Raw genomic sequence first — 16,610 nt, forward strand, 5'->3', positions numbered from 1 at the left:
CACCACACAGAGAACAATGGAGTTTCCATGAAATTCGGCAAGAAGACCGCATTCGCGGCACTCGTGGCCGCATCCGCCCTCGTCTTCGCGGGTTGCGCAGGCGGCGGTGACGTCATCGAAGAAGGCAGCGGCGACGGAGGCAGCGGCGACGGCGAGATGTACATCGCGCTCGTCTCGAAGGGCTTCCAGCACCAGTTCTGGCAGGCCGTCAAGACCGGTGCTCAGGAGAAGGCGGACGAGCTCGGCGTGAAGATCACGTTCGAGGGCCCGGCCGCCGAGACCGAGATCGCCCAGCAGCTCGAGATGCTCACCACCGCGATCGACAAGAACCCGGATGCCATCGCCTACGCCGCCCTCGACCCCGAGGCGTGCGTCGCCCCGCTCGAGCAGGCGAAGGCCAAGGACATCCCCGTCGTGTACTTCGACGCTCCGTGCGACGGCGACGTCGGACTCAGCCTGTCGGCGACCGACAGCAAGGTCGCCGGTGCGCTCGCCGCAGAGCACATGGCCGAGCTGATCGGCGGCGAGGGCGAAGTCGCCATCGTCGGCCACTCGAACATCAACTCGACCGGTGTCGAGCGTCGTGACGGATTCGTCGAGAAGATCGAGGCGGACTTCCCCGACATCAAGATCGTCGACATCCAGTACGGTGACGGCGACCACCTGAAGTCGGCTGACATCGCGAAGACGCTGATCGCCGCTCACCCCGACCTCAAGGGCATCTACGGCACCAACGAGGGCTCGGCCATCGGCGTCGTGAACGCCGTGAACGAGCTCGGCCTCGAGAAGGGCAAGATCACGATCGTCGGCTTCGACTCGGGAGCTGCCCAGATCAACGCGATCAAGGACGGCACGATGGCCGGCGCCATCACGCAGGACCCGATCGGCATCGGCGCGCAGGTCGTCCAGGCGGCGTACGACGCGGCCAACGGCGAGGATGTCGAGGAGTTCTACGACACGGGTTCGTACTGGTACGACAGCACGAACCTCGAGGACGAGGACATCGCAGCGGTCCTCTACGAGTGACCCGCTGAGAAAGAAGCCCCTCACCTTCGGGTGGGGGGCTTCTTGCGTGCCGGGGGTGCGGGGGGCGCGTGGCGGGGTGCGTCAGATGCGTCGGAGGAAGGTCAGCACGGATGCCGGCTCGACGATCAGCTGCTGCAGCGCCTCATTGAACGGGACGCCGGCCGGGGCCGAGATGTGCGCCTGGAAGGCCGCCTCGTCGCGGTAGACCTCGTAGACGAAGAAGCGGTCGGGGTCGTCGACGAGCCGCGTCGCATCGAACACGACGTTGCCCTCTTCGGCGCGCACCACCGCGGCGAAGTCGCGCAGCAGCGCCGCGACCTCGTCGCCCTTGTCGGGGCGTGCGGTGAACACGGCATGCAGGATGGTCGGCTCGGTCATGCGGACTCCTCGGGTGTGGGCTGGCGGGGTGGGACGGTGCGGTCAGGCAGCGGTGTGGTCAGGCTGACAGGGTCAGGTCGACAGGGTGAGCAGGCGCGCGGGGTTGGCGACCAGCATCCGCTCGACCACGTCGTCGCCCACCGCGGAGCGCAGCCGCGGCAGGTAGCGCTCGCCGAGATAGGCGAGACCCGGCATGCCGCCGTACGCGAGGTAGCGGGTGCGGCGGGCGACATCGCCGCCGAGCAGGATGCGGTCTCTGCATCCGAGGGCGACGGCCTTCTCGGTCAGGGCGAGCAGCTCGGCATCCGACCTCGTGCGCGGACGCGCGAATCCGTCGTAGCCCAGGTAGGCACCGCGCTCGGCGAGCGACGCGTGCAGCCCGGCATCCGGATCGCGGTCGGCATGCGCGAGCACGACGCGATCGGATGCCACGCCTTCGCCCTCGAGCAGATCGAGGACCTCGTGCGCGGCGGTGCAGAACTCCAGGTGCACCATGACCGGCGCGCCGGTCGCTCGGTGCGCCGCTGCGACCGCGAGCAGGGTCGTGTGCTCGAAGGCGGTGATGCTCCAGTAGCCGACGCCGGCTTTCAGCATCCCGGCGCGTACCGGCGATCCCTCGGGCGCAGCCGCCCGGGGCACGTCGGGGGTCTCGAACACCAGCGCATCGTCGACGAGCATCCCGCGCATCACCTCGGCGATGAAAAGCTCGGCCAGGCGCTCGACATCCCACACCTGCATCGGATGGTCCTCGCCGTAGTGCGCCTCGCGGTGGCGCCCTGTCGTGGCGACGATGTGCAGTCCGGTGCCGGCGCTGATGCGTGCGACCCCCTCGGGATCGCGCCCGAGCCCGAACGGCGTCGCATCGACCATCGCCGCGAAGCCGCTGGCCCGCAGCAGGGCGGCCTCCTGGCCGGAGAGCTCCTCATCGTCGAGCTCATCGCCGACCAGCAGCGGCGAGATCTGGAACAGGTGCTCGTGATAGTCCGTCGCCCCGAGCCGCGTCGGGTCGATGTCGCCGAGCACGGTCCGCACGACGGGCATCAGCGCACCGATTCGGCGGCCTGGGCGAGCCGCTCGACGATCTCGGGCGTGAGGTCGATCTCGAACACGTCGGCGACGACCTGCGACCACCCGTGGATGAAGTAGCGCCAGCCGTCGACCACGTGCAGACCGCGCGCGCCCTCCTGTGCACGCGCCTGATGCAGGAACTCGAGCGAGCCGCGGTAGTTGAACTCCCACACCCACGCGTCCTCGGGGAACGCGACGTCGTCGGGCAGCGGCGAGCCCGGGCGGTCCTTGCCGAGGCCGGTGGCGTTCACGATCAGCGAGCCCGCGGGAGCGCCTGCGACGATGGCCGCGGCATCCTGCACCGTGTCGGTGCGCACGTACGTGATCAGCCCGTCGGGGGTGCCGTGCTGGCGGTGCACCTCGCGCAGGTGGTCGAGCTTGTCGTCGTCGCGAGCGGTCACGGTGATCTTCGCCGGAGCATCCGCCCTCTCCGCCAGCGCCCAGCTGAGCGCGGTGCCCGAGCCGCCGGCGCCGAGGATCACGACCTCCGCCCCGGTGCGGGCGAAGTGGTCGGCCGGCAGGAAGTCGTCGAGTGCGAGATCGACGGTGAGGGGGTCTTTGGCGCGGCCGATCAGGCGGTCGCCCCGCTTCGAGATGCTCGAGATCTCGGAGCACGAGACGGCGAACGGGTCGAGCTCGTCGAACAGGTCGGATGCCGCGGCGAACACGTTCATCTTGTGGGTCGTGACCAGTGCGCCCCGGTGCTGCGGGTCGTCGCGGATCTGCTCGACCATGGCGACGTACTGCTCGGGAGTCGCATCCATCGGAAGGTCGTGTCCGATGAGGTTCTCGGTGGGGAGGCCCAGCACCTCGGCCCACTTCGGGAACACCTTCATGATCGACGACGAGCCGGTGCTCACGCCGACGAAGCCCATGTAGCCGCCGGTCGTGGTCGCGGTGGTCGCGGTGTTCTCGGTGATGGTCATCGCTGGGTCCTTCAGGGTCGGGGGGAGACGGGGTGGGCGGGAGCGGTGCCCGCGAGAACCGCGAGCACATCGTCGAGGGACATCGAGCCCATGTTGTCGACGGCCTGGGTCGTCTGCGCGCCGAGATGCGGGGTCACGGTGACACGGTCGGCGAGGTCGTCGGCGAGCAGCGGACTCGCGCTCGCCGCGGTGTCGCCGGTCAACGTGTCGGCGGCGTATCCGCCGAGGCGTCCGTCACGCAGGGCGGCGGCGAGTGCCGCCTCGTCGACGAGATCGGGGCGGGCGGTGTTCACCAGGATCGTGCCGGGGCGGATGCGGTCGAGTCGCGCCGCATCGACGAGCGTCTGCCCGCCCGGGGCGTGCAGGGTGATGACGTCGGCGGTGCGGAACAGCTCGTCGAGGTCGACCGGTTCGGCGCCGCGCTCGGCGATCACGTCGGCCGGCAGAAAGGGATCGGCCGCGAGCACGCGTGCGCCGAAACCGCTCAGACGTCGGGCGACGCCCTGGCCGATGCGGCCGAAGCCCACGATGCCGACCGTGGCGGCTCCGAGCTCGCGACCGCGCCGCACGGCCCAGTCGCCGGCCCGCACGCGGCGATCGCCGTCGGGGATGAACCGGAGCGCGGCGAGCATGAGGCCGACGGCGTGGTCGGCGACGGCATCCGCGTTCGCCCCCGGGGTGTTCGTCACCGGGATGCCGCGCCGCAGCGCCGCGTCGAGATCGACCGCCTCGGTGCCGACGCCGTAGCGGGCCACGACCCTGAGGTTCGGCGCGGCGGCCAGGTGGTCGTCGGTCACCGGACCCGTGCCCGCGATCCACCCCTCGGCGGCAGCGAGCAGGGGTGCGAGCTCGGTGAGCCCGTGGTGGGCGGGGCCCCGGACGATCTCGTGGCCGGCGGCCCTGGCTCGCCCGACGAGGTCGAGGTCTCCGTCCGAGAACGACCGGCTGGTCGCGAGGATGACTCCCATCAGGCGCCTCGGGTGGCGGGGGCCTGGGCGAACCACGGCTCGAGTGCGGCGTAGGCGCCGACGAAGCGCGAATGCCGCTGCGCGTGCACGGCGTGCCGGCCGGCGTCCGGAGTGAACTCCGCCGTGACCTCGCTGAGCGCCCGCGCCGCCGAGAAGTCGGCGAGGCCGAGGCCGACGGCACCGGTGACAGCGGCGCCGAGGCTGTTGGCCTCTTCGACGATCGTGCGCCGTCGGATCGGCACACCCCAGACGTCGGCGAGGATGCCGAGCCAGGCGTCGCTCTGCGCTCCGCCGCCCACCGCGTCGATGCGGTCGATCGACGCACCGGATTCGCGGAACGCCTGGATGCAGGTGAGCAGGTTGTACGCGACACCCTCGAGCACGGCTCGGGTGAGGTGCGCGCGGGTGTGGTGACGGGCGAGGCCGACGAATGCTCCGCGGGCGTGCGGGTCCCACAGCGGGGATCGTTCGCCGAGCAGATAGGGGAGGAAGTAGAGGTCCTCGGTGTCGAGGTCGCCCCCGGCCTCCGTGGTGAGCCGGGCGGTGTCGGGGCGGGCGGGGTCGGGGGAGAGGGCTTCGGCGATCCACTGCACCGAGGCGCCGCCGGCCTGCATGGTCGCGGTCGGCACGAAGGATCCTGGCACGACGTTGTCGAACGTCATGGTGCGCATCTGCGGGTCGTGCAGCGGTGTGACGCTCGCGAACGAGATCCACGACGAGGTGCCCAGGCACACGTACGCACCGTCTTCGGGCGCGACGATGCCCGAACCGACGGCGGCCAAGGGGCCGTCTCCGCCGCCCATGACGACGCGGACGGATGCCGGAAGCCCGAGGGCGGTGGCCGAGTCGGCGGTGAGGGACCCGGCGATCGTCGTCGATGCGAGGATCTCGGGGAAGAGAGCGGGGTCGAGTCCCGCGGCGGCGAGCACATCGGCCGACCACTCGCCGCGCACCTGGTCGTAGGCGTTGGTGCCCGAGGCGTCGGAGCGCTCGGTGGCGAGGCGTCCGGTGAGACGGTAGACGATGTAGTCCTTCGCGACGCAGAAGTGCCGCACCCGCGCCCAGACATCCGGCTCGTTGTCGCGCACCCACATGATCTTCTCGACCGAGTAGGTGGGGTTCAGTCGATGGCCGAGCACGCGGTAGGCGTCCTGTGCGCCGAGACGCTCTTCGAGCTCACGGGTCTGCGCGCCCGAGCGGGTGTCGGCCCAGATGATCGCGGGGCGCACCGGCTCGCCGTGTGCGTCGAGCAGCACCGTGCCCATCATCTGGCCGCTGACGACGAGTCCGCCGACGGTCGACGGGTCGACGCCCGCACGGTCGATCAGCTGTCGGGTCGCCGAGACGACGGCATCCCACCAGTCCGCCGGATCCTGCTCGGCGATGCCGCCCGCGGCGAAGTGCGCGGGGTACGGCACCGTGACCGAGGTGACGAGGCGTCCGTCGTCATGGTGCAGGGAGGCCTTGTCGCCGGTGGTCCCCAGATCGTGCGCGATCAGCATGGCCGGAGCCTATTCCGCGGAGGGGGACGCGGAGTAGGGGCGCAGGTCCACGCCCTCGGTGGCGCGATAGGCCCGAGAGCCCATCCCGTGCTCGAGGACCCAGCCGTAGTCGTGGCCGGCGCCGCCCGGGTACACCGCGAGGAACGAGTAGGGCTCGTCGCCCGTGTTGACCGAGCGGTGCGCCCAGCCCGGCGGGATGTAGCCGATCGTGCCGGGCAGCATGTCGAGCCATTCGGTGCGCTCGCCGTCGAACATGAGCAGCCCGCCGCGGCCCTTCAGCGCGAGGTAGATCTCGCCCTGGTGGTTCGGATGCTGGTGGCCCTTGGTCATCCAGAGCTCTCCCGAGGTGTCGCCGGGCATGATCGTGGTGATCGACTGCGGCAGCTCGCGGTCGACCTCGGGCACGGGAGAGCTGACCACGGTGTAGACGACGGGGTTGTCGCCGGCGGCCGCGGCAGCCCAGGCGTCGGCGTCGAGGAAGAGTCCCTCGAGGTCGGACATGCGCCGCGTCAGAGTGGGTCCCTCCGGGGAGAGCGTGAGCTTCTCGGCGTCGAAGGCGATCGCCATCGGCGAGATCGGGGGAGTGTGGAACTGGGGCATCGGTGCTCCTCGTGCGGATGCTGCGGCGCTGCGCAACCTGTAATGACAAGTTGAGTGTACCTGTGATGACAAGTGGCGTCCAGTGCTCGGATGCGCAGGCCGGGGAGCGCGGGTGTGCGCTGCTCCTGGATCGCCCGGACCCGTCGGGCTCGCCATGCGAGTTTCTCCGGAGTCATGGAGCGGAGGCGGCGCGCAGTGCGCGCGCGAGGTGGGCGCGGCCGCCTCTGACGGCCTCGGCTGTCACCTCGTCGGCCCCTGGGTAGTCGGCATGGCCGGCGGGGAGGACGGCGAGTTCGAGCATCCGCGCCGCGTTCGCGACGCCGAACTGTCCGGGCGGCGGCACGTACGGGTCCCACAGTGCCGCCTCCACGCGCACCGGAACGCGGGCGAAGCCGAGGGCTGACGAGGCGTCGAACCAGCGCAGCGCCTCGCGCGCGTCGGGATGCGCGGCGACGTGATCGCGCACGGTCTCCCCGCTGCCGAGGCAGTGAACGGCGAGGCGCTCGTCGTACTGCCCGAAGCTCGGGACGATGAGGGTCGCCCCGATATACCGGTCGTCCCACGGCAGGGCGAGCGCTCCGATGCCGCCGCCGAAGCTCTCGCCGACGTAGTAGAGCGGCACGCGTCCGACGAGCGCGGTCAGGGCATCCGCCGCGAGCCAGAGGTCGCGGGCGCAGAGTCCCAGCACGTAGTCGTCGGGGTTCTCGATCCCGGCCAGCACATGCTCGGCCTGGATCTCGGGGGCGCCGATGCCCGTGTTCAGCGTGGGCAGTCCGCGGGCTACGGGGAAGATCGCCGCCGCATCCTCGGGAATACGAGCGAGGTCGATCGCATCCCGCCCGCCGTATCCGTGGCTGTGCACGACGCCCACCCGCGCGGGCGGCGAGACGGGCTCGACGAGCCAGGCACGCAGTCGGATGCCGTCGACTCCGGCGTGCTCGATGATCGACACCCGCCGTCCGTGGATGCTCTCGGTGGACGGCACGGCGGGTGCGGCATCCACCGTCTTCGCCTGTGCGCGCCACGCCTGCCAACGCGCGGTGAAGCCGTCCGGCGCTGGAACCGGTGCGATCTCGCGGAGCGTGGCGAGCGTGTGTCCGTAAGCGGCGTCGAACTCGGCGTCGGGGAACCAGGTGTCGTAGGGAGGGGGGAAGGTCATGACGAGACGACGCTACCGAACGTCCTCCGGATGCCGCGGCTCAGGCGCTCGCGCGCCGCGCACGATACGCCGCCACCGCGTTGCGATTCGTGCAGGTCGTCGAGCAGTAGCGCTTCGACCGGTTGCGGGACAGGTCGAGAGCGAGCGCCTCGCACGTGTCGTCGGCGCAGATCGAGATGCGGGATCCCTCGTCGGTGCGGATGACGTCGATCAGCGCCATCGCGGTCTCGATCAGCACGCGCTCGGCGAGGGGGCGCTCGTCGGCGACGGCGTGCAGGTGCCAGTCCACGCCGTCATGGCGCACGAGTCGCGGCGCGAGAGACGCTTCGGCCAGCGCGGCGTTGACGTGCTCGGCCATCTCGTCTCGTGGCGCGATGAGCATGGAGCGCAGGCGCGGGCGGATCGCACGCAGCGAGGAGAGCTCGGCGTCGTCGCGGTCGAGGCGGCCGGAGTAGGGGAAGTCCGCGAGAAAGGCGTCGTAGTCGGCGAGCGTCTCGAGGGTCTCGGGCTCTTCCGCCGAGTTCACGAGCCGGATGGCTGCGCGGAGCGCCTCTTCCGTGTCATCGGTGAAGTTCATGTTGACACCTTACAACGTGCACGAGTAGCGTCACCTGTCATGAGCAAAGTTGCGAATGACATCTCGATGCGCGGCGTGCGTCTCGGTCTGCCTCTGGCGATCGGCGCGGCCTTCGCGTTCGGGATGTCCGGTGCCTGGGCTCGCGGGCTCATCGATGCGGGGTGGACGCCCGGTGCTGCCGTGACCGCGCGTGTCTGGGTCGCCGCACTCGTGCTGCTCGTGCCGACGGTCCTGTCGCTGCGCGGGCGGTGGGCAGTGCTCCGCAAGAACGCCGGGATGGTCGCCGCCTACGGACTGCTCGCCGTCACCGCCACGCAGCTCTGCTACTTCCAGGCCGTCGCCCTGATGGACGTCGGTCTCGCACTGCTCATCGAATACACCGCGCCGATCGCCGTCATCCTCTGGCTGTGGCTCCGCCGGGGCGAGCGGCCGAGTCGGCGCAGCGTGATCGGCGCGGCCATCGCCTTCGTCGGACTCGTGCTGATGCTCGACATCATCACCGGCGCCGAGGTCGATGTCGCCGGCATCCTCTGGGCACTCGCCGCGATGGTGGGTGCGGCGACGTACTTCCTGCTCTCGGCCAAGGCCGACACCGGACTGCCTCCGATCGCGCTCGCCGGGGGTGGGCTGCTGCTCGGCGCGATCGCGCTGACGGTCGCCGGACTCGCCGGCATCCTGCCCATCGCCTGGACGACCGACGACATCACCTATCGCTTCGGCACCGTGCCGTGGTTCGTGCCGGTGCTCGCGATCGGCCTGGTCGCGACGGCACTCGCCTATGTGCTCGGCATCGCGTCGACGCGGATGCTCGGCTCCCGCCTCGCATCCTTCGTCGCGCTCTCCGAGGTGGTCGCCGCGCTGCTCTTCGGCTGGCTGCTGCTCGGACAGCTGCCCGATCTGCTGCAGGCCCTCGGCGGGGCGCTGGTGCTGGTCGGCGTCGTCGTGGTGAAGCTCGGCGAGCCGCGTCCCGCCGAGTTCGTCGAGCCGGTGCCGGATGCCGTGGAGCGGCCGCAGCGGTAGCGCAATGTATACGCGAAGCACCAGATGACCGCGCCCCTGATCATCGAAACGTATTTGTGTATACACTGAGGGCATGAGCTCTGTCGCCGATCGCATCACCGCCGGCGATCGAGCCCACGCCGCGCTGCTCGAGGAGATCCAGTCCGGCGCCCTCCCCGCGGGGTTCGTGCTCGGCGAGGTCGAGCAGGCCGCCCGCCTCGGCATCAGCCGCACCCCGATGCGCGAAGCGCTGCGCCGCCTCGCCGCCGACGGCCTCGTCGTGCAGCAGTCGCCGCGAGTGACGGTGGTCGCCGACCTGGATGCGGACGACATCCGCGCGCTGTTCGAGATCCGCCGCGCGCTCGAAGAGACCTCCGCCCGACTCGCGGCCCAGCGGGGTGACGCCGCCCTCTTCGCCGCCCTCGCCGACGAGTTCGCGCACGTCGACCTCACCGCCGTCGAGGGCCGCGACGCGTACTACGCCCTGATCGCCCGCTTCGATGCCGCTCTCGACGGTGCGGTCGACAACGACTACATCGCCTCGGCCCTGCGCACCGTGCGCACCCACCTCGTGCGAGTCCGCCGCATGGCCCGCGACAAGCCGGCCCGCCTCGCAGCCTCAGCCGCCGAGCACCGAACGATCGCGCAGGCCCTCGCCGCCCGAGACGGCGACCTCGCCGCCCACGCCACGCACGTGCATCTGCACAATGCGCTGACCGGCATCCTCGACTCCCTGACCGCCAACCCAGAAGGTGTGAAATGACCGTCACCCACCACGTCCGCGTCCACCGCAGCGATGAGAACCTCGCCCGCGAAGACCAGCTCGCCTGGAAGATCGCCGAGGTCGCCGCCGACCCGGTCGAGGTCGAGCAGGACGTCACCGACATGATCATCAACCGCATCATCGACAACGCGTCGGTGGCCGCGGCATCCCTCACCCGCGGGCCCATCAACGCGGCTCGCACCCAGGCGTTCAGCCACCCCGTCTCGACCGGCGGCATCGGCGCCACGGTCTTCGGCGCGGCGCTCGACCACCGCACCAGCCCCGAGTGGGCGGCGTGGGCCAACGGCGTGGCCGTGCGCGAGCTCGACTATCACGACACGTTCCTCGCGGCCGAGTATTCGCACCCGGGCGACAACATCCCGCCGATCCTCGCCGTCGCCCAGCACGTGCAGGCCGACGGCCGCGCGTTGCTGCGCGGCATCGCCACCGGCTACGAGATCCAGATGGACCTCGTGCGCGCGATCTGCCTGCACAAGCACAAGATCGACCACGTCGCGCACCTCGGCCCGTCGGCCGCCGCCGGCATCGGCACGCTGCTCGGGCTCGACGTCGAGACGATCTACCAGGCCGTCGGTCAGGGCCTGCACACCACCACCGCCACGCGTCAGAGCCGCAAGGGCGAGATCTCGACCTGGAAGGCGCACGCCCCGGCCTTCGCCGGCAAGCTCGCCGTCGAGGCGGTCGACCGGGCGATGCGCGGTCAGACGAGTCCCGCGCCGATCTACGAGGGCGAAGACGGCGTGATCGCCTGGATGCTCGACGGCAAGGACGCCGCCTACGAGGTGCCGCTTCCTGCCGCGGGCGAGGCGAAGCGCGCGATCCTCGACTCGTACACGAAGGAGCACTCGGCCGAGTACCAGGCGCAGGCGTGGATCGACCTCGCCCGCAAGCTCGGCACCGAGAATCCGGCGCTGCGCGACCCCGCCAACATCGAGGCCGTCGTGCTGCACACCAGCCACCACACGCACTATGTGATCGGCTCGGGTGCGAACGACCCGCAGAAGTACGACCCCACTGCATCCCGTGAGACGCTCGACCACTCGATCCCGTACATCTTCGCGGTCGCGCTGCAGGACGGCGGCTGGCACCACGTCGATTCGTACACCCCCGAGCGGGCCGGTCGCGCAGACACGGTCGCCCTGTGGCACAAGATCACCACGGCCGAGGATGCCGAGTGGACCCGCCGCTACCACTCCGAAGACCCCGACGTGAAGGCGTTCGGCGGGCGCGTCGAGTTCCGCCTCACCGACGGCACGACCGTGGTCGATGAGATCGCCGTCGCGGACGCGCACCCGCTGGGTGCTCGTCCGTTCGCCCGTGAGAACTACATCGCGAAGTTCCGCCTGCTGGCCGAGCCCGTGCTCGAGCCCGCGGAGATCGAGCGGTTCCTCGAGCTCGTGCAGCGTCTGCCCGAGCTCACGGCCGCGGAGGTCGGCGAGCTGTCGATCATCGCGAAGCCCGGCCTGCTCGAGGGCGCCGATGCCCCGAAGGGCCTGTTCTGATGCTGTATTCGCACGTCACCCCGGCCGACAAGCGCCGTCTGTTCCGCGAACGGCTCGCGAGTGGCGAGCTGCTGCGCTTCCCCGGCGCGTTCAATCCGCTGAGCGCCCGACTGATCGAGCAGAAGGGCTTCGACGGGGTCTACATCTCGGGTGCGGTGCTCTCTGCCGACCTCGGGGTGCCCGACATCGGCCTCACCACGCTGACCGAGGTCGCCGGTCGGGCCAAGCAGATCGCGCGGATGACCGACATCCCCGCGATCGTCGACGCCGACACCGGTTTCGGCGAGCCGATGAACGTCGCCCGCACGATCCAGGAGCTCGAGGATGCCGGCCTCGCCGGCACGCACATCGAAGACCAGATCAACCCGAAGCGTTGCGGCCACCTCGACGGCAAGAGCGTCGTCGACGAGAGCACGGCGATCCGTCGCATCCGCGCCGCCGCCGACGCTCGACGCGACCCGAACTTCCTCATCATGGCGCGCACCGACATCCGCGCGGTCGAGGGACTCGAGTCCGCGATCGATCGTGCGAAGGCGCTGGTGGATGCCGGGGCGGATGCCGTCTTCCCCGAGGCGATGCGCACCCTCGGCGAGTTCGAGGCGATGGCGAATGCGCTCGACGTGCCGATCCTCGCCAACATGACCGAGTTCGGCAAGAGCGATCTGTTCTCGGTCGACCAGCTGCGGGATGCCGGTGTGAACATGGTCATCTGGCCGGTGTCGCTGCTGCGCATCGCGATGGGCGCGGCGGGCGGTGCGCTCGATACGCTGAACGAGGAGGGGCACCTCACCTCGAAGCTCGGTGAGATGCAGCACCGTGCCGATCTCTACGACCTGATCGACTACGAGTCCTACAAGCAGTTCGACTCCGGCGTCGCAGGCTTCACCGTCACGAAGGAGTGAGCATGACCGAGCCGGACATCAAGAAGGGCCTCGCCGGGGTCGTCGTCGACACGACCGCGATCTCGAAGGTCAACCCCGAGACGAACAGCCTGCTCTACCGCGGATATCCCGTGCAGGAGCTGGCGGCGACCCAGCCTTTCGAGGCGGTGGCCTACCTGCTGTGGCACGGCGAGCTGCCGACGGCCGACGAGCTGGCCGCTTTCCGCGCGGAGGAGCGCCTCCATCGCGCTCTGACCGACAGCGTGAAGACGGCGATCGACCTGGTTCCGCTCGACGCGCATCCGATGGACGAGGTGCGCACGGCGGTCAGCCTGATCGGTGCCTCCGACACGAACGCGGGCGGATCGGTGCTCGATGCCGGCGGCAGCCCGGAGGAGAACCTCGAGCGCAGCATCCGTCTGTTCGCCGCTCTCCCCGCGATCGTCGCGTACGGTCAGCGCCGCCGCCGGGGGCAGGAGACGATCGCACCGCGCGACGACCTCGACTACTCGGCGAACTTCCTCTGGATGACGTTCGGCGAGGAGCCCGATCCGGTGGTCGTCGACGCGTTCAACCGCTCGATGATCCTGTATGCCGAGCACTCGTTCAACGCCTCGACGTTCACGGCCCGCGTGATCACCTCCACCCTCAGCGACCTCTACTCGGCGGTGGTCGGGGCGATCGGCGCGCTCAAGGGGCCGCTGCACGGCGGCGCCAATGAGGCTGTGCTGCACATCTTCGACGAGATCGGCGAGGCCTCGAACGTCGTGCCGTGGCTCGACAAGGCGCTGGCCGAGAAGCGCAAGATCATGGGCTTCGGGCACCGCGTCTACAAGAGCGGCGACTCGCGGGTGCCGACGATGAAGGCGGCGCTCGACACCCTGGTCGAGCACTACGACAAGGCCGAGGTGGCAGAGCTGTACGACGCTCTCGAGTCGGAGTTCGTGGCGCGCAAGGGCATCTACCCGAACCTCGACTACCCGTCGGGTCCTGCCTACAACCTCATCGGCTTCGACACCCTCACCTTCACGCCGCTGTTCGTCGCGGCGCGGGTCACAGGGTGGACGGCGCACATCATCGAACAGGCCGGTGCGAACGCTCTGATCCGCCCGCTGTCGTTCTACGACGGCGTCGACGAACGCCACATCGAGAACTGATCGGCGCACCGGCCCGGGTCGACGAACCCGGGTCGGTCGCCGGATCGGATGCCGCACTCCGCGGCGCGACGTCAGCTCGCGCGCGGGAGGGTGCCCAGCTCCGTGCCGGACGCGTCCTTGATCACGAGGACGTCGCCGTCGATCTCGACCGCACGCACGCCCCGCATCCAGCCGTCCACTCCGGGGCACGCCTTCAGCGTCGAGGCGAATCGGGCGAGATCGACACGGTCGCCGTTCACCGAGTAGGTCGTCGTGATGCCGTTGCAGCCGTCACTGCCGTGCACCTCGCCGTCGGCGGTGAACTCGAGGTGCGGCTGACCGGAGGCATCCTCTCCCCACAGTCCGACGAGCTTCTCGACGACGGCGCTGTCTTCGCCGTTCGGGTCGGCGCTCGACGTCGGCGCACTGCTGGGGCCGCCGGTCGCGCAGGCTGCGCCCATCACGGCGAAGGCTCCCAGGATCGCGAGGCCGACGAGGGTGCGTGCTCTGCGGTGGGTGCTCATGGTGGCCATGGTAACCGTGTCGTCTGCGAACGCAATCCGTTGTGCGGCGGGCGGTCGTTCTGCCGTATCGCAAACGAGAGGGCCAGGTCAAGAGGCGAAATTCTGGTAAACAATTTCCCCATTCTGTGGATTTACTGGGTACGCTTCTGGAGATCCCTGCTCGTCTCGACGAACAGGATCCTGCTTGTCGGGGGGCCAGCGTCGCAGTTCACGCCTCCACCGGGAGGCGAACGGTTCTGTGTGCATCGCACACTGCCGGAGATGAAACTGACTGACGATCCGTGACCAGCAAGGACATACATCACATGAAGCACAGAGTGACAGGCCGCCGCCCATTGGCGCTGACGGCCGCCACCACGCTCGCCCTCTCGGGGCTCTTCCTCGGAGCGCCTGCGGCGTTCGCTGAAGATTCGACCGACGCACCCAGCCAGGACGCTCCTGCTCAGGTGCTGAAGACGAAGGCGGAACTCGACAAGGTCGGCACCGACATGGTCGCCGTCGGACAGACCGCGGATGGCGGCAACGTCGTCGTCGTGACTGCTGACAGCGCGTCCGCCGACTCCGAGATCACGCAGATCGCCGCGACAGAGGGCTTCCCTGACGCAGCCGTCGTCAAGGTCGACCGTGTGCTCTCGGCGTTCGATGAGGGCGACGTCGTCGGCGGACAGGGCTACCTGTCGGTCAGCCCCGACCTCGACGGTTTCCTTGCCAACGAGCCTGGAAGTGCCGCCTGGTCGTGCTCCGTGGGCTTCGCAGCATTCACACCCACCGGTGACCCTGCGCTCCTGAGCGCCGGACACTGTGCCTTCGACGAGAGCGGCGAACCGCTCACCGACACGACTCTCACCGTTCCCGGTGACGAGCCGGCAGTCGGCGGAACCCCCTCGCTCCCCGCGTCGGTCGAACTGCTCGGCACGTTCGGCTTCGCCCAGTTCGGCGGCGGCGACGGTGGCCTCGGCTCGAACGGCGACACCACCGCGACCGACATCTCGGTCATCGACATCGACGAGGCCGCAGGCTGGAACCCGGTTCCCGCGGTCACCGACTGGACAACGGCCGGCGACTCGCTCAGCTCACTCGCTGACAGCGTCATCGCGATCAAGTCCGTCGCCGCCCCGGCGCTCGGCGAGGTCAACAAGAGCGGTCGCACCACCGGCTTCACCACCGGCGTGGTCGACGGCGACGACATCCTCGACGGATGGGCGAGCATCGACGGCCACTGGGTTCAGGGCTTCTCGAGCAACACTCCCGCGGCTCCCGGTGACTCCGGCGGCGCTGTCATCCAGGGCAACGCGGCCGTCGGCGTCATCAGCGGTGGCTCCGAGGCGACCGCGACCGAAGAGCAGTTCACCTGGGCGACATCGCTCGTGACCGCTCTGCCCAAGACCAACGGCTACCAGGTCGCACTCGACCTCGACGCACCGGTCATCACGAGCCCGACCGACGGTGCAGAGGTGCAGCCGGGAACGGCCATCACCGGAACCGCTGTCGGAGCGGCCAAGGTCACGGTCAGCGGCTTCGGCGCAGACCAGACGGTCGACGTCGTGGACGGCGCCTTCTCGGTCGTCGGCCCCGTCGAGCTCGGCGAGCAGACCATCTCGGTCCGTGCACGCACCGGTTTCAGCTCTTCCGAGACCGTCTCGATCGACGTGACCGTGGTGCCTGCTCCGCTCGTCGCACCGGTCATCACCTCGCCGGCTGACGGCTCGACTGCCAACGAGACCGTCACCGCGATCAGCGGCACCGGCCTGCCGGCCACCGCCATCACGGTGACCGACGCCGAGACCGACGACGTGCTCGGCACGACCGAGGTCGCCGCAGACGGTTCGTGGACCGTCGACGGACTCACCCTCGAGTACGGCTCGCACAGCGTCGTCGTGACGCAGACCCGTGACGACGAGGTCTCGCCTGAGGCCACCGCGTCGTTCTCGGTCATCCCCGTCTCGCCGGCCGTGACCTCGGTCACGAACGGCGCGGAGTTCGCCCACAACGACGGTCCTTCCGGGCTCGCCGGCACGGGCATCGACGGCGCGACCGTCACGGTGAAGCTCAACGGCGCTGAGCCGGCGTCGGCCAACACGGCGGCCCTCGCGGGCACCTTCGCCGCCGCGAGCGGCACGTTCACGGCCACGGTCGAAGACGGCGCATGGAGCGTCGACTTCGGTGCGGCTCTCGAGTCGGGCACCTACACGGTCACGGCCACGCAGGCCATCGACGGCGTCTCGTCGGCTCCGACCGACCTGGCGTTCGCTGTTCTCGCCGCACCGGTCGCCGGTGGTGGCGGAGCAGCTCCCGGTGACGGTGGCGCAGCGGCACCCGGTGACGGCGGACTCGCCGTGACCGGTGCCGACATGCTCGTCCCGCTCTCCGCCGCAGCCATCGCGCTCGCGCTGCTGTCGGGCGGACTGCTGCTGGTCGTGCGTCGTCGCCAGCAGATCCAGAGCTGATCGCCTGATCACGATCTGACGGAGTGACCGGCCTCGGCCGTGAACCCCATCGCTGAGAAGCCCGGTATCGATCGATACCGGGCTTCTTCGCGTCTGCAGGGTGCTTCGTGGTGCAGGCGCGCGGGATGCCGGA

General features: G+C 69.9%; 16 protein-coding genes. 7 read left to right on the forward strand and 9 right to left on the reverse strand.

Going from position 1 to position 16,610, the window contains the following annotated elements; genetic code table 11:
• Positions 1 to 27 precede the first annotated feature (27 nt).
• Positions 28 to 1,026: an ABC transporter substrate-binding protein gene (locus ASE34_RS17100; RefSeq protein WP_056280540.1), complete on the forward strand. Its 999-nt coding sequence runs from the start codon at positions 28 to 30 to the stop codon at positions 1,024 to 1,026.
• 81 nt (positions 1,027 to 1,107) lie between these two features.
• Here the strand turns inward: ASE34_RS17100 and ASE34_RS17105 are convergent, their stop codons facing one another.
• The 8 genes from ASE34_RS17105 to ASE34_RS17140 all read right to left on the reverse strand — a co-directional run bounded on the left by ASE34_RS17105 (position 1,108) and on the right by ASE34_RS17140 (position 8,204).
• Positions 1,108 to 1,404 carry a putative quinol monooxygenase gene (locus ASE34_RS17105; RefSeq protein ID WP_056280542.1) on the reverse strand — a complete coding sequence of 99 codons (297 nt, stop codon included), beginning with the start codon at positions 1,402 to 1,404 and terminating at the stop codon, positions 1,108 to 1,110.
• A gap of 72 nt (positions 1,405 to 1,476) precedes the next feature.
• Positions 1,477 to 2,445, reverse strand: coding sequence for a phosphotriesterase (locus ASE34_RS17110; protein ID WP_056280544.1), 969 nt, complete (start codon positions 2,443 to 2,445; stop codon positions 1,477 to 1,479).
• Positions 2,445 to 3,398, reverse strand: a complete 954-nt coding sequence (locus ASE34_RS17115; RefSeq protein ID WP_056280548.1) for a shikimate dehydrogenase family protein — start codon at positions 3,396 to 3,398, stop codon at positions 2,445 to 2,447. Before ASE34_RS17115 ends, ASE34_RS17110 begins: the two co-directional genes overlap by 1 nt.
• An 11-nt stretch (positions 3,399 to 3,409) precedes the next feature.
• Complete coding sequence (locus tag ASE34_RS17120; protein WP_082586715.1) at positions 3,410 to 4,366, reverse strand: phosphoglycerate dehydrogenase; 957 nt, start codon at positions 4,364 to 4,366, stop codon at positions 3,410 to 3,412.
• Positions 4,366 to 5,868, reverse strand: coding sequence for a xylulokinase (gene xylB, locus ASE34_RS17125; protein WP_056280550.1), 1,503 nt, complete (start codon positions 5,866 to 5,868; stop codon positions 4,366 to 4,368). The genes ASE34_RS17120 and xylB overlap by 1 nt, the downstream gene beginning before the upstream one ends.
• Before the next feature lie 9 nt (positions 5,869 to 5,877).
• Positions 5,878 to 6,468, reverse strand: coding sequence for a glucose-6-phosphate isomerase family protein (locus ASE34_RS17130; RefSeq protein ID WP_053097935.1), 591 nt, complete (start codon positions 6,466 to 6,468; stop codon positions 5,878 to 5,880).
• 172 nt (positions 6,469 to 6,640) lie between these two features.
• A complete protein-coding gene (locus tag ASE34_RS17135; protein WP_056280552.1) occupies positions 6,641 to 7,627 on the reverse strand; it encodes an acetylxylan esterase in 987 nt (328 codons plus the stop codon).
• Positions 7,628 to 7,667: 40 nt separating this feature from the next.
• Positions 7,668 to 8,204 (reverse strand): CGNR zinc finger domain-containing protein, encoded by a 537-nt coding sequence (locus ASE34_RS17140; RefSeq protein WP_053097930.1) that lies wholly within the window; start codon positions 8,202 to 8,204, stop codon positions 7,668 to 7,670.
• Positions 8,205 to 8,243: 39 nt separating this feature from the next.
• Here ASE34_RS17140 and ASE34_RS17145 point away from each other — a divergent pair, with 39 nt between their 5' ends.
• The 5 genes from ASE34_RS17145 (at position 8,244) to ASE34_RS17165 (ending at position 13,527) form a co-directional block, all read left to right on the forward strand.
• The gene (locus ASE34_RS17145; RefSeq protein ID WP_056280554.1) at positions 8,244 to 9,224 is read left to right on the forward strand and encodes an EamA family transporter; all 981 of its coding nucleotides are present in this window, start codon (positions 8,244 to 8,246) and stop codon (positions 9,222 to 9,224) included.
• Positions 9,225 to 9,297: 73 nt separating this feature from the next.
• Positions 9,298 to 9,966: a GntR family transcriptional regulator gene (locus ASE34_RS17150; RefSeq protein ID WP_056280558.1), complete on the forward strand. Its 669-nt coding sequence runs from the start codon at positions 9,298 to 9,300 to the stop codon at positions 9,964 to 9,966.
• A complete protein-coding gene (locus ASE34_RS17155; protein ID WP_056280561.1) occupies positions 9,963 to 11,489 on the forward strand; it encodes an MmgE/PrpD family protein in 1,527 nt (508 codons plus the stop codon). The genes ASE34_RS17150 and ASE34_RS17155 overlap by 4 nt, the downstream gene beginning before the upstream one ends.
• Complete coding sequence (gene prpB, locus ASE34_RS17160; protein WP_056280563.1) at positions 11,489 to 12,391, forward strand: methylisocitrate lyase; 903 nt, start codon at positions 11,489 to 11,491, stop codon at positions 12,389 to 12,391. Before ASE34_RS17155 ends, prpB begins: the two co-directional genes overlap by 1 nt.
• A 2-nt stretch (positions 12,392 to 12,393) precedes the next feature.
• Entirely contained in the window at positions 12,394 to 13,527 is a 1,134-nt protein-coding gene (locus ASE34_RS17165; RefSeq protein ID WP_053097920.1) for a bifunctional 2-methylcitrate synthase/citrate synthase, read from the forward strand.
• Positions 13,528 to 13,598: 71 nt separating this feature from the next.
• On the opposite strand, the gene ASE34_RS17170 is transcribed toward ASE34_RS17165, so the two are convergent.
• On the reverse strand, positions 13,599 to 14,030 hold the full coding sequence (locus tag ASE34_RS17170; protein WP_162253870.1) for an META domain-containing protein: 432 nt from the start codon (positions 14,028 to 14,030) through the stop codon (positions 13,599 to 13,601).
• A gap of 305 nt (positions 14,031 to 14,335) precedes the next feature.
• Here ASE34_RS17170 and ASE34_RS17175 point away from each other — a divergent pair, with 305 nt between their 5' ends.
• Positions 14,336 to 16,477, forward strand: a complete 2,142-nt coding sequence (locus ASE34_RS17175) for a S1 family peptidase (protein ID WP_157538307.1) — start codon at positions 14,336 to 14,338, stop codon at positions 16,475 to 16,477.
• Positions 16,478 to 16,610 lie beyond the last annotated feature (133 nt).

The organism is Microbacterium sp. Root280D1 (genome assembly GCF_001428975.1).
Lineage (GTDB): Bacteria > Actinomycetota > Actinomycetes > Actinomycetales > Microbacteriaceae > Microbacterium.

Coding starts and splice junctions, on each gene's coding strand:
- ASE34_RS17100 (WP_056280540.1), top strand. CDS start 28: ATGAAATTCGGCAAGAAGACCGCATTCGCGGCACTCGTGGCCGCATCC.
- ASE34_RS17105 (WP_056280542.1), bottom strand. CDS start 1,404: ATGACCGAGCCGACCATCCTGCATGCCGTGTTCACCGCACGCCCCGAC.
- ASE34_RS17110 (WP_056280544.1), bottom strand. CDS start 2,445: ATGCCCGTCGTGCGGACCGTGCTCGGCGACATCGACCCGACGCGGCTC.
- ASE34_RS17115 (WP_056280548.1), bottom strand. CDS start 3,398: ATGACCATCACCGAGAACACCGCGACCACCGCGACCACGACCGGCGGC.
- ASE34_RS17120 (WP_082586715.1), bottom strand. CDS start 4,366: ATGGGAGTCATCCTCGCGACCAGCCGGTCGTTCTCGGACGGAGACCTC.
- xylB (WP_056280550.1), bottom strand. CDS start 5,868: ATGCTGATCGCGCACGATCTGGGGACCACCGGCGACAAGGCCTCCCTG.
- ASE34_RS17130 (WP_053097935.1), bottom strand. CDS start 6,468: ATGCCCCAGTTCCACACTCCCCCGATCTCGCCGATGGCGATCGCCTTC.
- ASE34_RS17135 (WP_056280552.1), bottom strand. CDS start 7,627: ATGACCTTCCCCCCTCCCTACGACACCTGGTTCCCCGACGCCGAGTTC.
- ASE34_RS17140 (WP_053097930.1), bottom strand. CDS start 8,204: ATGAACTTCACCGATGACACGGAAGAGGCGCTCCGCGCAGCCATCCGG.
- ASE34_RS17145 (WP_056280554.1), top strand. CDS start 8,244: ATGAGCAAAGTTGCGAATGACATCTCGATGCGCGGCGTGCGTCTCGGT.
- ASE34_RS17150 (WP_056280558.1), top strand. CDS start 9,298: ATGAGCTCTGTCGCCGATCGCATCACCGCCGGCGATCGAGCCCACGCC.
- ASE34_RS17155 (WP_056280561.1), top strand. CDS start 9,963: ATGACCGTCACCCACCACGTCCGCGTCCACCGCAGCGATGAGAACCTC.
- prpB (WP_056280563.1), top strand. CDS start 11,489: ATGCTGTATTCGCACGTCACCCCGGCCGACAAGCGCCGTCTGTTCCGC.
- ASE34_RS17165 (WP_053097920.1), top strand. CDS start 12,394: ATGACCGAGCCGGACATCAAGAAGGGCCTCGCCGGGGTCGTCGTCGAC.
- ASE34_RS17170 (WP_162253870.1), bottom strand. CDS start 14,030: ATGAGCACCCACCGCAGAGCACGCACCCTCGTCGGCCTCGCGATCCTG.
- ASE34_RS17175 (WP_157538307.1), top strand. CDS start 14,336: ATGAAGCACAGAGTGACAGGCCGCCGCCCATTGGCGCTGACGGCCGCC.